Origin of the sequence: Polycladomyces abyssicola, from assembly GCF_018326425.1 — a bacterium.
Classification (GTDB): domain Bacteria; phylum Bacillota; class Bacilli; order Thermoactinomycetales; family JIR-001; genus Polycladomyces; species Polycladomyces abyssicola.
Genome location: NZ_AP024601.1, coordinates 748,300 through 761,843 on the forward strand (window position 1 = coordinate 748,300; position 13,544 = coordinate 761,843).

The window sequence follows — 13,544 nt, forward strand, 5'->3', positions numbered from 1 at the left end:
TGGGAGAGTCTGCTGACAGCAGTGTAAACCTGATGCAAGTGTACGGGCGACTCCTATTTCCCATCAACCGACTCTGGCTGTCACGACGGAGTGGGAGACGGGAGATAGGAGTCGCGTGACTTTGTCAGCAACTTGGGGGCCTTCTTCTTTTTAAAACGGAGAAAGGTATTCCAGATTTTCTCATCTTGCCATTTCCCGTCGGAATGCTTTGATATCTCCGCAGAAGGCGTTGATATCCACATAGGTGGGGATCCCGTCGACTCGGCCACGGTTGGAATACTGCCACAGGGACCAAGACCGTTCATCCAGCGAAGGCGGTTTGAAAATATCCCGAATCCAGATGCGATATTCTTGGAAATCATCCTTGATATAGGTGTTGTAAGTATCATAGGTGACATAGAGGATCGGTTGCTTGCCGTAATGCTGTTGCAGTCGGATGGCCATGGCTCGCAGTTCCCTTCTGACGCGTTCCCGATTGTGACCGAGATGGATTTCCACATCGATGACTGGCGGCAAGCTGTCTTTCTCTTTCGGAACGATCCGGATGTAATGAAGTGCTTGTGTTTCCCCTGAACTTCTCATCGAAAAAAAATGATAAGCACCGACCATGATTCCTTGGCGCTTCGCTTCGTTCCAATTGTAGCGGAGTCGGTCATCGACGAAATCTTTTCCTTCAGTCGCTTTGATGTAAACAAAATCATATTCTTTTTCCTCTTTCACCTTTCGCCAATCGATCTTTCCTTGATGATGAGAGACGTCCAGCCCTTTTACTTCATATGGTCTTGCAAACCATTCGTTGTGCCAAATGATTCCCGTATATTCCAAAATGGCCAAGATGAAGATGACTACGATGCCCAAGCCTGCATATGTGAGCTTTCGTTTCATGCAGATCCCTTACCTTTTCAAGTTTTTTCAGCTTAGGTAGGCAATGATGATTTCAATGCTATGTTATCATTCCTTTTCTAGTAGAGAAACAAGTATCAATTTGCTCAAAAAAAAACCGCTGATCCGCGGTTTATCAAGATTCTGCCGGTTTATCCGGTGATTTTTCCCTTGTGACTTTGAAATGCGATCAGTCGCCCGGACGTGTGAAAGATCCGGTAAGGGCATTCTTCATAGTGATGCTGCTTAAGCCATTCCATTCCTTTGATCCGTGCTTCCAAATCATGATCGGCTTCGAGCGGGGCATCGTGCAGTTTGTTTCCGTCTTGATCGTAAACTGTCAGATGGTACATACCGGATCCCCCCATCTATGAATGTCAACTATATTATACCGATTTCTACACACAAGTGTTGAGTATGGAAATGGAAAGCATCCCGGACAGTAGTAGGAAGCAATAATTTGGAAGGGAAATTGGGTTGACATGAGAATGATTATCAATTACGATTAATAACAGTATCATGAGGTGGTACGGAGGGAACGCGGAATATGTGGTGGAAGCGAACGGCAATGATGATCGCCCTGCTCGCTTGGATGGTGACAGGGTGTTCTGCAGGTGCATCAACGGCACCTGATAATCACGAGAAAAAAACGACCAAGGTGTTTCATCTATATGCCGCGGATGTCAATCAGGAATTGGCTCCCGGCAAAACGCTTTATTCCTGGGGTTTTGGGTTGTGGGACCCCAAAAAGAATCAACCCGCTTCACCTGCCACCATTCCCGGTCCTGAATTACGGGTGACAGAAGGGGATCATGTCAAAGTCATTTTCCACAACCGGCAAAAAGAACCGCATACGATTCATTTTCACGGTGTGGACAACAGCTTCCAAGGTGACGGCACACCGGGCGTAAGCCAAAAAGAAGTGGAGCAAAACGGCACTTATACGTATGAGTTTGATGCCCCGGCACCGGGAACGTATTTCTACCATTGTCATGTGGAGCCGGATCGCCATCCGGAAATGGGTTTGTACGGAGCCTTCATCGTGGAACCGAAAAAGAAACCGCATTATGACGGAGAATTCGTCTGGATGTTGGGTGAGCGCGATCCCAAATTGAGCTTGGCGGAAGGAACGGAAGCGGGCAAATACGTCGGAACGGAAGCGGAACACGAACATTTGGACGGCGATTACGATACAGTGGATCGCAAACCGAAGTTCTTCACCATCAACGGCAAAATCGATCCGGCCATCCCGCCGGTACAGGTGAAAAAGGGTGGAAAATACCTGATCCGCTTGATCAATGCCGGTTCGGACGTGCATACAATTCATACACACGGGCATCATTTCCAAGTCATCGCCAGTGATGGGCGGCCGTTGCCGAAACCCGTGACGAAAGACTCCATCACGATCGGTCCCGGGGAGCGGTATGACTTGGTTTTGACCGCCAACAACCCCGGTATCTGGCCGATACATTGTCACATCGGCCCGCACTCCACACACGGCATGCACATGTTGATGGTGTATAAAGGGTATGAAAACCGTCTCCAAATGCATGAAAGCCATCTGAGCACGATCTTGCATGAGCTGGCGGAGATCAAAGAATTCTATCATGAGAAAAACGTGGACAAAATCAAGGTGGAATTGAGTGAGCTCTCTACCCATTATGACCAAGTGCGCGGCATCCTGGCCCAAAAGGATGCACAGCTGGCTAAAGGCATCCAGCAGACCGGTCAGGCGATTGCCCAGCAATTGACATCTTCAAGCCCCAACTTTGAACAGTTGGGCAAACTGATCACTCAGCTGGAAAATCAATTGAACCAAGCGCAGGAAAAGTTGGGCGAAGAAGCAGCCCACTGAACCTGATCAATCTCCTCCCAATAGAACCTGAAGGTCGCATTTCCGCAAAACAGCGGAGATGCGGCTTTTTTTATAAAGAGCGAGTGGGAAAGGGAGTGCTTCTGGTGCTTCATCCGTGTGGGGCAAGTCACAATAAAAACACTCGATCCGGTATTCGGATCGAGTGTTTTTTTGGGGGTTGGATTGGATCGGATCGAGCAAAGGTTGAAAAGGTTGAATCGAGCAAAAGGTTGAAGAGAAGGGTAAAAAATCTAAATCTATTTCATCACCATAGGGTGTTGTTTACAGGAACATTCGCAAAGAGAGGATCAATAACATCCACAGTGGCAAACTGATCGCAGTCGCATTCATGATTCCGATAACACCGTTCATGGTGAAACACCTCCGAATGAGATCGTATTTTCCGTTCCGCATCGTTGGTTTCATTATAGCGCAGGAGAAAAAGATTTTGTTGAAATCAGGCGATTTGTAACCCACTTGTAAGGTAGGGTTCATCTTTGTAACAATCGTGTAACGGAAGATGCTGCGAGGGTGTCGATTTTCCGATCATTGTCACAATTAACTTCAATATGACGAAAAAAGAGGTTTTTTCCATTCGGGCATTGGGAACAAGTATAGATGGAAAAAGGAGGCGTTCTGGATGCAGATCGTTAAAGATGATCTGGCAAACCATACCGCAGAAGAGTTGAAGGATATGCTGAGCGATTTAAAGGAAGCCATGATGAAGGCGACAGAAGAAGAGTTGCCGGCATTGGAAGAAAAATATGATTTGGTGGTGGAGTTGTATTACGAGAAGGTCATCGAACAAGCCGCCAGTAAACTGTATCAAAGGGGAGCGTAAACGATGGGCTCCCGCATGATCAGAGTGAAAACATTGTTTTTGGCCCATAATGAAAAATGGGCCTTTTTTATTGTTGTGATTTCTTGCCTTCAGCAAAAAAACCGATTATTATAGTTATTGTTGGTATTAATGTTCGTTTTTTACGTTATCAGGAGGTGTATTATGGACCAATTTTTCGGTTTCAGCGAAAAGGGAACCAATGTCCGAACGGAAATCCTCGCGGGTTTCACCACTTTTTTGACGATGGTGTATATTGTGGTGGTCAACCCGGCGATTCTGCAAAAAGCCGGAATGGATTTTGGTGCCGTGTTTGTGGCTACGGTGCTGTCGACGGTGCTGAGTACATTGATTATGGGTATTTTCGCCAATTATCCGATCGCGATCGCGCCGGGAATGGGGATGAATGCCTATTTTGCCTTCAGCGTGGTGGGACATCACGGTGTCAGCTGGCAGGTGGGATTGGGAGCGATTTTGGTTGCGGGCATTTTGTTCCTGCTGTTGAGCCTCACTCCGTTCCGTGAAGGGTTGATCCGGGCTATTCCTGACGGTCTGAAGCATGGCATCACTGCCGGAATCGGTCTGTTTATCGCGTTTATCGGGCTGAAATCGGCAGGCATTATCGTCAATAATGAAGTCAATTTGGTTGGTCTGGGTGATTTCCGACATCCTCTGACAATCCTGAGTTTGTTTGGACTGTTTGCGACATTGGTCCTGATGACACTGCGCGTCAAAGGGGCCCTGTTTATCGGCATGGTGTTGACTGCGGCCGCCGGCTGGGCGTTCGGCTTGATGAAAATGCCGGCACAATGGGTTTCCGCTCCGCCCAGCATGGCACCGACATTCGGACAGGCGGTCGCTACGTTGCCTGAGGTCTTCCAACATGGACTGTATGCGGTGATCTTCGCATTCTTGTTGGTAACGTTGTTTGACACAACGGGTACGATGATCGGCGTGGCTGAACAGGCGGGATTGATGAAGAATGGTACATTTCCCCGTATGAAGCAAGCGCTGTTGGCGGATGCGATCGGGATGTCCGCCGGTGCAGTGATGGGCACCACACCGACCAGCGCCTATATCGAATCCTCCACGGGTGTTGCCACGGGCGGTCGTACCGGGTTCACCGCCGTGGTGGTCAGTTTCTTGATGCTGGGGACGCTCTTTTTTGAACCGTTGGTGGAAGCGGTCGCAGGTTTGCCGGCGATCACCGCACCGTCACTGATTATCGTCGGATGCTTTATGATGGCCGGATTGGCCAAAGTTCGCTGGGATCAATTTGACGAGGCGTTTCCCGCCTTTATCGTCATGTTGAGCATGCCTTTGACGTTCAGCATCGCGACGGGAATCGCGTTCGGGTTCATTACGTATCCGTTGCTGAAGATCGTCCGTGGGCAATTCCGGGAAGTTCACCCGTTGATGTACGTGTTTATGGTGCTGTTCATTCTGCAATTGGTATTCGTGCCCGCGTAATTTGATCAGGGCGTGACTGGTGATTCGTCGATCCAGGAGCGGATCGATGGTGATTTGACCAGACACGCCCTTTTTCTGCCCATGTACAGTCAACATCTCTGCGGTTTCCTACCGTATTGCTCCTTTAACGCAGTCGCTTGAAGCCCTGTTTTTCTGTACGCTATACTCTCCAATAAATGAAAAGAAAATGAGATGGAGTGGGAGAGTCATGGTGGAGTCGTGGTCGGAAAAACGGTTTCGCATCCTGGTGGCCATCGTGATGGCCGCCGGATTCACGCAAGGGTTGCTCATCCCGCTGTTGTCGACACTGTTGGAGCAGCAAGGGGTGAGTTCCAGCATCAACGGGTTGAATACAGCAGCGCTTTATTTGGGAATCCTGTTGTTTGCCCCGATCAGCGGTTGGTTGGTGCCCCGATGGGGGTACCGCAAAGTGATTGTGACGGGTATAGCGATGACGACGGTGGCATTTTTTCTGTTTCCTTTGACGACGAGTATGGTGGCTTGGGTGTTTCTTCGTTTTATGGTCGGTTCCGGTGACAGTATGTTACATTACGCGACCGGATTGTGGATCACCTCCACTTGCCCGTCCCGGATTCGCGGTCGACGGATCTCTCAGTACGGTTTGTCCTACGGTCTCGGGTTCGGATTGGGGCCGTTGGGGATGAATTTATTGTCGTTTGGCCAATGGGTGCCGTTTGTCGTGATGGGTGTGTTGCTCGCTGGTGTGTTGGCATTGACCATGATGCTGGACGCGGGTGCTCCTCCGACGGAGAAAAAGGAACAACGGGACCGGGCACAATTGGGAGAAATTTATCGGTTGGGCCTGGTTGCTTTATGTCCTGCTATTTTATACGGTTTTTTGGAAGCGTGTCTCGCTGGAAGTTTTCCGGTGTACGGTTTACGTGAAGGACTCTCCACGGCATGGATTTCCGCATTGTTGAGCGCGTTCGTTTGGGGAAGTTTGTTGTTTCAAATTCCGCTCGGTATTTTGAGTGACCGGTTTGGTCGCAAGCAGGTTTTGATGACCGTTTGTACACTGGGTGCTGTCGGAATGAGCCTCGTCCCCTTTTTTATGGGTCGGCCAACCATACTATTGGTATTGTTCGCGCTGACCGGAGGGCTGATCGGGTCGCTCTTTACACTGGGACTGGCCTTTTTATCCGATATCTTGCCGGCCTCCTATCTGCCGCAGGCCAATGCGATCGCAACGGCGCACTTCAGTGTTGGCAGCATGGTGGGACCGTATATTGGCGGAACCCTGATCCAATATTGGGGTGGCGGCAGTATGTTTTATTTCCTCACCTTTTCTCTGCTCGGTTTTGTTCTGTTGGCCTTGTTTTACCGTCCGAGTGGCAAGACGGATTCACCAGTCACCTCTAAAGCCGCCTGATAGATCATCTTTCCAGGAAGGTTGCAAAAACCGATTGATCGGCCTCAGACTGTAGAGAAAATCTGTGAAACCGCCGTCTTCCGCCATGGCCGGGGGGCGGCATTCTTTTTTCCGCACTGGTAATCATTCCTTTTTTCCGTTTCTCATCACGTGATACAATATGGCCATTGGTGATCTACTGCAAAATAGAGAAAGGGATGACGATGATGCCGGTCCGTTCGGGAACGGTGACCCCCTGTCAGCGAAAAACGCTGCCCGATGTACCGATTCGGCTGTTTTTTGTCTGCTTGTATGCAGGTTTCGGCATTTTGTTTCCGTTGTTAAGTGTATATTTGCAGCAGGAAGTAAGATTGTCCGGTACGCAGATCGGATTGTTGATGTCAATCGGTCCCATCGTCATGATCATCGCCCAGCCGTTGTGGGGAGTGGTATGCGATGTGTCGCAACGATCCAAAGTTGTCCTCATCACGGCGATGATGTTGACGGGTCTAACTGCCGTCGGCTTTGTCCTCACCCGCGATTATCCTTTCATGTTGGGGATTATGGCGCTGCTATCGTTTTTTCAGGCTGCCCTGGTTCCGATCTCTGACAGTTTGACCATGAGTTACGTGCGAAGGACGGATGGCGACTATGGCCGATTTCGTCTGTGGGGCGCGGTTGGTTTCGCGGTGGCGGCCTATGTGATGGGCATGGCGGCACAATGGTGGGGCGTATCAGTGATTTTTGTCGCTTTCACTTTGACGATGGGAATCGGCGCCTGGATGGCGGGATATATGCCAGACGAACGCGTATCTTTGAAGTTGAATCTGCGCGAGGGCTTGTCCCGGTTGTTGCGCAACCGGCGCTATGTACTCTTTTTATTGGCTGCTTTTTGTATCATGGGTCCCATTCAAGCCAATAACGCGTATTTCTCATTGCTGATCCAGTCATTGGGTGGCACGGTGGCGGCCAGCGGTTTGGGATTTTTGTTGGCCGCCGGTAGTGAAGTACCTTTTATGCTCCGGGCGCAGGCATGGATTAAACGTCATGGGATATTGGCAGTGGTATTGCTGTCGGCGCTGGTGGCGGGAATGCGGTGGGGATTGTATTTCATGGAACCGCCGCTATGGCTGGTCTACGTGTCCACTCTTCTTCAGGGCGTTTCCACCGGTTTGTTCATCCCCGCCGCATTGGCATATGTTGTTGATATTACCCCTCGGGATGTGCGTTTGACGGGAGTGGCTCTGTACACCAGCATGGGCAACGGTTTGGGCAATTGGTTCTTCACTTTCTTGGGTGGTGTGATGATCGACCGGTTCAGCGTCTTTACTGCTTATTTGTTTTTCGGTTTGTTAACGATGTTCGGTGCGGGTGTGATCTGGACCCTGCGAATTGGCGAGCGACGGGAGATCAAGGGAGATTCAGCCCGTGGATGAAGGGATTTGTACAGGCAACACAATATCTACGCGTGTTCCCTGACCGGGTTGGCTGGTGATGGTGAGTTTGCCCCGATGGTTTTCCACGATGCGGTGGCTGACGACCAACCCCAACCCGGTACCTTTTTCTTTGGTTGAAAAAAAGGGTTCGTTGATTTTTTGCAACTGTTCCTCAGGGATACCGCATCCCTGATCGGTGATGCGAATCAGGACGGAACGTTCACGGATCATACGACACCGGATGTCGATAGTTCCCCCGTTGGGCATTGCCTCGATTGCGTTTTTCAGCAAGTTGATCAACAGTTGCTTCAGTTGGTTCTCTTCTCCCATCATGGTCGGGATCTTTGAATCAAACTCGGAGATGACGATTTCCACATTGTTCATGATCGCCTGCGTATTGATCAGTATGATCACCTGTTCCAGCAAACGAAACAAATCCACCGGTGAAAATTGAACCGTTTGCGGCTTGGCCAAGACCAGCAGCTCGCTGACGATTTGGTCAATGCGCTCCAACTCCGCCAACATGATGGACAGGTGTTCATCTGATTGGTTGGAGTTGTGACGTTGCAATTGCAGAAACCCTTTCAACGCCGTGAGCGGATTGCGGATTTCGTGGGCTACACCCGCCGCCAATTGGCCGACGGCTGAAAGCTTTTCGGATCGCTGCAAGAGTTCGTCTGTTTTTTTATATTCGGTGATGTCTTTGGCGATTCCGTAAATGCCCGTGATGCGATTTTCCTTGATCATGGGTAGGTAGGAAATCTTCGCTTGGACGATTTCTCCATTCTTGCGGACAATGGCCGTTTCAAAATGTTGGGGTTCCCCCTTCAATGCCCGCCGGACATGGTTCTTCACCCTTTCATAGTCTTCGGGGAGTACCCAATCTGACAACGTCATTTGCATCATTTCGTTTACGGAATATCCGGTTAGTTTTTCACATGCGGGGTTGAAGCTGGTGTAGCGACCCATGATGTCCTTGCAGTAAATAGCATCCGGGATGTATTCGAAAAGAGTTTTGTATTGTTGTACGCTTTCGCTCAGAGTTTTGGTTTGGTAATGAAGGAAGCTGTCGATGATGCATCCGATAACCAAAAATGTGATAACCATGAAATAGAGTAGTCCAGTGGGATGAGGACAAACGGAAAAAAAGGAGACGGTGCTCGCTAACGCAAAAATGGTGACCACCGGAATGCGATACGCGCGAATATTGGAGTCCATGTGACTTCCCTCACCTTTTCCATCCTTCATTTCAAAGATAACAATATAATTCTACCAGAAATTTGCTATTCTTAACACCTTTTTTCGACATGGTCTTTGTGAAATTGCGAATCGTGTCGATTGTCGTTTGTCGTATGCCATTGGGAGGCGTGATATTTTTTATTATTTAGATGTATTAAAAATATTGCGTAGATGAACGCTTTCTGTTCAGAAAGGGAGGGCTGACAGTGCAAATCCGACAAGTGTTGTTTCGGTTATATGTAAAACCAGATGATTTGGGATGAAGAACAGATAGTCTTTGTTTTCATTATACCCACTTGCGATTGGATTTGGCCGAAGTCGGATCGGTTCTGTTTTCATCCGAACGGAACGGTTGTCGAATATGTTCAATGGCATTGAAGAGAAATATCTTCGTCATGCATATTTGTCCACTGACCATCCCACAATACCTTTCAGAGGAGGGATGGTCATGGATGTCAACCGAACCAAACAGATCGTGGAATCTCCCAAGACGATTGAAGTCCGGTATCGCGGCAAGCCGGTTTGGATTCAGCATGTAAATGATGACGGGACTGCCCGTGTGTATGAACAACAAGATCCCGAACGAGAGATGACCGTTTCGGTTGGAGAATTGCAGGAACGCTGATACAGCCTCAACCAGTCAAAACCGGTTCCTTTGAGAACCGGTTTTGTTGTTGATACTGATAGATCTAAGCGGTAGGAAAGATCAAAGTTGTTATAATACAGAGGTTTACAAAATGGTATCTGTTATATTATAATACACTCAACAGGAGGGATTCAGATGAATCAAAAAATAGAGGAAATGACCGACATGATGGTGGTTTGTCAAGTGTGCGGGGAAACGATTGATGATGCGGGTGAACAAGCGCTGGGCAACTGTTGCTCGGATCAATGGGTGAACGCGCGGATCAACGATAGCTACTTCTGATGAAACATGGTTCAGTAGTTCTCACCCCCATTCAGGGTGAGGTTTTTTTTGCCCTTCATATCCTCATTTTCTATTTTCCTACTCTTGACAAGATTTCAGCATGCGCGGTAAGCTAATAACAAGCAAGCGCTTGCTTTAAGTGGAAAGGAAGAATCGTCATGCCCAAAGTAGGACGAAAAGAGGAAATTTTGGCTCATGCCCGCAAGCTGTTCAGCGTTAAAGGATACCACGGCACGACCATACGGGACATATCCGAGCGGAGCGGCATTTTGTCCGGCAGCCTGTATGCACATATCCGTTCCAAGGAAGATTTGCTGTTCGACATCACCAACCGCGGAGCAGATGCTTTTTTGGAAGCGCTTACTCCAATTGTGGAAGGGGAAGATTCCGCGATCGAAAAATTGCGCAAAGCATTGATCGCCCACATTCGGGTTGTGGCCAATCATTTGGATGCAGCGACGGTTTTTTTTCATGAATGGAAAGCGCTTTCAAATGATCGCCGGGCGATCATTCAATCCAAGCGGGACACATATGAATCGATGTGGAACCGGTTATTGGAAGAAGGTGTTCGTCAGGGCGAATTGTCCTGTCGTGATCTCAAATTTACACGCTTGTTGATCTTGTCCGCGGGCAACTGGCTGTATCAATGGTATCGACCTGACGGCGGGCTGCACCCGGAAGAGATTGCCGAACGTTTTATGGAAGTGATCTTGCAAGGTATCGCCGCAAAGGGAGGAGGGGACGAGGGATGACCGGGTCAGATGAACGGTATGCACGCTTTATGGAGCGTATTCAACGCGGAGAAAAAATTGAGGCAACGGATTGGATGCCGGACGAATACCGACAATTGCTGATCAAACTGATTCATATGCACGGTGTCAGCGAAATCATGGGGGCTTATCCTGAGAAGGAATGGGTTCCGAAAGCTCCCACCCTGCGCCGGAAGTTAGCGATCATGGCCAAGGTGCAGGATGAGATGGGGCACGGACAACTGCTGTTGCGCGTGGTGGAGGATCTGGCCGCCCCGCTTGGTAAAACACGGGAGGATCTGATCACGGATATTTTTTTGAGTCGAGTCAAATTTCACAATGTGTTCCATATGCCAGCGGAGACTTGGGCAGATGCCGGGGTGATCGGTTGGCTGGTGGACGGTGCGGCCATCATCAATCAAGCGGCATTGCTGGATACATCATACGCGCCTTATGCCCGGGTGCTGAAGAGAATCTGTGCCGAGGAGAGTTTCCATATGCAGCACGGGGAGAACATCATTTTAGCTCTGGCACAGGGGACGAGACAACAGCGGGACATGTTGCAGGATGCGCTGAACCGATGGTGGGAGTCGCTCTTGTTTTTCTTCGGACCGGTGGATGTGACACCTGCCGCCCAACGCATGATGGACTACCGGATCCGGACCAAGACCAATGAAGAATTGCGTCAAAAATTCTTCGATAAGTACATCCCGCGGATTCGCTCCATCGGGTTGACCATTCCCGACCCGAAATTACACTACGACGAGAAGCGGGGTCGTTGGGTGTATACGGAGCCGGACTGGGACAAATTTGCCAAGATCGTGAAAAACAACGAAGGGCCGAAATCGCGGGAGCGTATCAGCTTGCGCAAGATGGCGCATGAAGAACAGCGATGGGTGCGGGAAGCGATGGTGAGATCCCAGCAAATGGCGGCGGTTTGACACTCCTCACGGTTTAAGCACCATAGGGGGGATTTCATAACAGTGCAAAAGACACGTACAGAATACGGGGTATATGAAGTGTTCGTGCAAAAGTCGCAGATGGATCATCACGTGCATGTGGGTAGCGTGTTAGCTCCGTCGCCCGAGATGGCTCTGCAGACGGCACGGGAAAATTTCCTTCGGCGGGATCGCGCGGTCAATTTGTGGATTGTGCCGAGGGAGCACGTGTATGCAACGCCGTATGAAGGAGATTTTTTCGCCCGGGAAATGGATCGCAAGTATCGTGAAGTGTCCGGTTATACGGAAAACGGACGACTGTGGCGCATGTTTAAGGAACGAGCGCTCTATTTGGAAGACATCGTACATCACGTGGGGGTAGAGGAAGCCAAAACGGAGCAATCCAAGCGTTGACTGGGGTTGAAGAAGATGCGAGTGGAAAACGCGGAACAAGCTAAACAATCGGAAGCATATCGTGCCGCGCTGGTCGACTTTTTGTATCAGCTGGCCGATGATGAGCTTTGTCTCGGCCATCGGGATTCGGAGTGGTTGGGATTGGCGCCGGATATCGAAGAGGATGTGGCGTTCAGTTCCGTTGCACAGGATGAAGTGGGCCATGCCACCTATTGTTTCAGTCTGTTGCATGATTTGGGTGAGGAGGACCCCGACCGAATCGCTTTCGCCCGGGAGGTGAAAAGGTGGCGAAATGCCGTGTTGTTGGAACGCCCCAACGGAGATTGGGCGTACAGCATCGCCCGCCACTTTCTGTACGACGTCTTTGACGACATTCGGTTGGAAGCGCTCACAAAATCCAGTTACCGTCCACTGAGGGAAGGTGCCCGTAAAATCCGCCGGGAGGAGACGTACCATTTGCAGCATTTCCGTCTGTGGTTCGCCCGCCTCGGACAAGCCGGTGGGGAAGCGCAGGAACGGTTGGCACAGGCAGTGAACCGGTTGTGGTCGGATGTGGGGGGATTGTTCTCTCTCGGCCGTTTTGAAGCCGCTCTGATTGAAAACGGCATCGTCCCCATAAGTGGCGAGGAAATGAGACAGCGGTGGGAGGAACGGATTCGCCCGGTGATGGATGAGGCGGGCATCCCTTGGCCGGGTGAAATATTCATCCCCAGCGTCGACGGACGCCAAGGAGAACACACTGACGATTTGTCCGCATTGCTCGACACCATGGGCGAAGTGTACCGGTTGGACCCCAACGCTGTGTGGTAAAGGAGGGGTGCGTCATGCCGACGACGGAACAGATGCTGTGGTCCGCTTTGGACGAAGTGAAAGATCCGGAGATTCCCTCGATCAGTATCGTGGAGTTGGGTATGGTCAACCGGGTACGGCTGGATGATGGTTGCGTCAGGGTGGAGATGACGCCAACATTTGTCGGGTGTCCGGCGATCGGCATGATCCGGCAAGCGGTGCAGGAACAATTGACCGCTCTGGACGGGATACGGGAAGTGGAAGTCGTGATCACGATGGACCAGCCTTGGACGACGGATCGGATCACACCGGAAGGCAGAGAGAAGCTGCGGCAATTCGGCATTGCTCCCCCCGTTAAAGGCAGTTCGGGTTCGCTGGTGCCCGAATGCCCCTATTGCGGTGCGGGCAACGGTGAGGTGCACAATTGGTTCGGACCCACCGCCTGCCGGGCCATTTTCTACTGCAAACGATGCCGTCAGCCCTTTGAAGGATTGAAACCCGTCTAGGGCGTGTCTGGCAATACTGTCCACATTGCTTTTCCGGTTCACTCCATCTGCGCCTTGAAGGAAGCAGACCGCTCCTATCCGACGCGCAGGACGCAGGTAAGTACGCTTCGCCTATAGGTAATTGCCCGAGA

General features: G+C 50.3%; 15 protein-coding genes. 12 read left to right on the forward strand and 3 right to left on the reverse strand.

The genetic code is table 11. The features are described from left to right. Positions 1-180: 180 nt before the first annotated feature. Together KI215_RS03790 and KI215_RS03795 are read right to left on the reverse strand one after the other, a co-directional pair. Positions 181-885, reverse strand: coding sequence for a glycoside hydrolase family 25 protein (locus KI215_RS03790; protein WP_212774253.1), 705 nt, complete (start codon positions 883-885; stop codon positions 181-183). 149 nt (positions 886-1,034) lie between these two features. After that, complete coding sequence (locus KI215_RS03795; protein ID WP_212774254.1) at positions 1,035-1,235, reverse strand: YhzD family protein; 201 nt, start codon at positions 1,233-1,235, stop codon at positions 1,035-1,037. A gap of 194 nt (positions 1,236-1,429) precedes the next feature. On the opposite strand from KI215_RS03795, the gene KI215_RS03800 reads away from it, so the two are divergent. The 5 genes from KI215_RS03800 to KI215_RS03820 all read left to right on the forward strand — a co-directional run bounded on the left by KI215_RS03800 (position 1,430) and on the right by KI215_RS03820 (position 7,850). Further along, positions 1,430-2,737 carry a multicopper oxidase family protein gene (locus KI215_RS03800; RefSeq protein ID WP_212774255.1) on the forward strand — a complete coding sequence of 436 codons (1,308 nt, stop codon included), beginning with the start codon at positions 1,430-1,432 and terminating at the stop codon, positions 2,735-2,737. 640 nt (positions 2,738-3,377) lie between these two features. Further along, positions 3,378-3,578 carry a hypothetical protein gene (locus KI215_RS03805; RefSeq protein ID WP_212774256.1) on the forward strand — a complete coding sequence of 67 codons (201 nt, stop codon included), beginning with the start codon at positions 3,378-3,380 and terminating at the stop codon, positions 3,576-3,578. 162 nt (positions 3,579-3,740) lie between these two features. Beyond that, entirely contained in the window at positions 3,741-5,045 is a 1,305-nt protein-coding gene (locus KI215_RS03810) for an NCS2 family permease (RefSeq protein ID WP_212774257.1), read from the forward strand. Positions 5,046-5,253: 208 nt separating this feature from the next. Next, positions 5,254-6,435 (forward strand): MFS transporter, encoded by a 1,182-nt coding sequence (locus KI215_RS03815; RefSeq protein ID WP_246512185.1) that lies wholly within the window; start codon positions 5,254-5,256, stop codon positions 6,433-6,435. Between the two features lie 206 nt (positions 6,436-6,641). Beyond that, positions 6,642-7,850 carry an MFS transporter gene (locus KI215_RS03820; RefSeq protein WP_212774259.1) on the forward strand — a complete coding sequence of 403 codons (1,209 nt, stop codon included), beginning with the start codon at positions 6,642-6,644 and terminating at the stop codon, positions 7,848-7,850. Here the strand turns inward: KI215_RS03820 and KI215_RS03825 are convergent. After that, positions 7,836-9,068: an ATP-binding protein gene (locus KI215_RS03825; protein ID WP_212774260.1), complete on the reverse strand. Its 1,233-nt coding sequence runs from the start codon at positions 9,066-9,068 to the stop codon at positions 7,836-7,838. The two genes, KI215_RS03820 and KI215_RS03825, sit on opposite strands and share 15 nt — an antisense overlap. A 469-nt stretch (positions 9,069-9,537) precedes the next feature. On the opposite strand from KI215_RS03825, the gene KI215_RS03830 reads away from it, so the two are divergent. The 7 genes from KI215_RS03830 to paaD all read left to right on the forward strand — a co-directional run bounded on the left by KI215_RS03830 (position 9,538) and on the right by paaD (position 13,413). Next, entirely contained in the window at positions 9,538-9,714 is a 177-nt protein-coding gene (locus KI215_RS03830) for an H-type small acid-soluble spore protein (protein WP_212774261.1), read from the forward strand. A 156-nt stretch (positions 9,715-9,870) separates the two neighbouring features. Further along, a complete protein-coding gene (locus KI215_RS03835) occupies positions 9,871-10,017 on the forward strand; it encodes a hypothetical protein (RefSeq protein WP_212774262.1) in 147 nt (48 codons plus the stop codon). 158 nt (positions 10,018-10,175) lie between these two features. Then, on the forward strand, positions 10,176-10,769 hold the full coding sequence (locus KI215_RS03840; RefSeq protein ID WP_212774263.1) for a TetR/AcrR family transcriptional regulator: 594 nt from the start codon (positions 10,176-10,178) through the stop codon (positions 10,767-10,769). After that, a complete protein-coding gene (gene paaA, locus KI215_RS03845) occupies positions 10,766-11,707 on the forward strand; it encodes a 1,2-phenylacetyl-CoA epoxidase subunit PaaA (protein ID WP_212774264.1) in 942 nt (313 codons plus the stop codon). The genes KI215_RS03840 and paaA overlap by 4 nt, the downstream gene beginning before the upstream one ends. 42 nt (positions 11,708-11,749) lie before the next feature. Continuing rightward, positions 11,750-12,118 (forward strand): phenylacetic acid degradation protein, encoded by a 369-nt coding sequence (locus KI215_RS03850; RefSeq protein WP_246512186.1) that lies wholly within the window; start codon positions 11,750-11,752, stop codon positions 12,116-12,118. Between the two features lie 15 nt (positions 12,119-12,133). After that, the gene (gene paaC / locus KI215_RS03855; RefSeq protein ID WP_212774265.1) at positions 12,134-12,928 is read left to right on the forward strand and encodes a 1,2-phenylacetyl-CoA epoxidase subunit PaaC; all 795 of its coding nucleotides are present in this window, start codon (positions 12,134-12,136) and stop codon (positions 12,926-12,928) included. Positions 12,929-12,942: 14 nt separating this feature from the next. Next, the gene (paaD, locus tag KI215_RS03860; RefSeq protein ID WP_212774266.1) at positions 12,943-13,413 is read left to right on the forward strand and encodes a 1,2-phenylacetyl-CoA epoxidase subunit PaaD; all 471 of its coding nucleotides are present in this window, start codon (positions 12,943-12,945) and stop codon (positions 13,411-13,413) included. Positions 13,414-13,544 lie beyond the last annotated feature (131 nt).

Bases quoted from the DNA above. Each gene is read 5' to 3' on its own strand.
- KI215_RS03815 (WP_246512185.1), top strand. From the start codon at position 5,254: ATGGTGGAGTCGTGGTCGGAAAAACGGTTTCGCATCCTGGTGGCCATC.
- KI215_RS03840 (WP_212774263.1), top strand. From the start codon at position 10,176: ATGCCCAAAGTAGGACGAAAAGAGGAAATTTTGGCTCATGCCCGCAAG.
- KI215_RS03790 (WP_212774253.1), bottom strand. From the start codon at position 885: ATGAAACGAAAGCTCACATATGCAGGCTTGGGCATCGTAGTCATCTTC.
- KI215_RS03835 (WP_212774262.1), top strand. From the start codon at position 9,871: ATGAATCAAAAAATAGAGGAAATGACCGACATGATGGTGGTTTGTCAA.
- KI215_RS03795 (WP_212774254.1), bottom strand. From the start codon at position 1,235: ATGTACCATCTGACAGTTTACGATCAAGACGGAAACAAACTGCACGAT.
- KI215_RS03805 (WP_212774256.1), top strand. From the start codon at position 3,378: ATGCAGATCGTTAAAGATGATCTGGCAAACCATACCGCAGAAGAGTTG.
- paaC (WP_212774265.1), top strand. From the start codon at position 12,134: ATGCGAGTGGAAAACGCGGAACAAGCTAAACAATCGGAAGCATATCGT.
- KI215_RS03820 (WP_212774259.1), top strand. From the start codon at position 6,642: ATGCCGGTCCGTTCGGGAACGGTGACCCCCTGTCAGCGAAAAACGCTG.
- KI215_RS03800 (WP_212774255.1), top strand. From the start codon at position 1,430: ATGTGGTGGAAGCGAACGGCAATGATGATCGCCCTGCTCGCTTGGATG.
- paaD (WP_212774266.1), top strand. From the start codon at position 12,943: ATGCCGACGACGGAACAGATGCTGTGGTCCGCTTTGGACGAAGTGAAA.
- KI215_RS03810 (WP_212774257.1), top strand. From the start codon at position 3,741: ATGGACCAATTTTTCGGTTTCAGCGAAAAGGGAACCAATGTCCGAACG.
- KI215_RS03830 (WP_212774261.1), top strand. From the start codon at position 9,538: ATGGATGTCAACCGAACCAAACAGATCGTGGAATCTCCCAAGACGATT.
- paaA (WP_212774264.1), top strand. From the start codon at position 10,766: ATGACCGGGTCAGATGAACGGTATGCACGCTTTATGGAGCGTATTCAA.
- KI215_RS03825 (WP_212774260.1), bottom strand. From the start codon at position 9,068: ATGGACTCCAATATTCGCGCGTATCGCATTCCGGTGGTCACCATTTTT.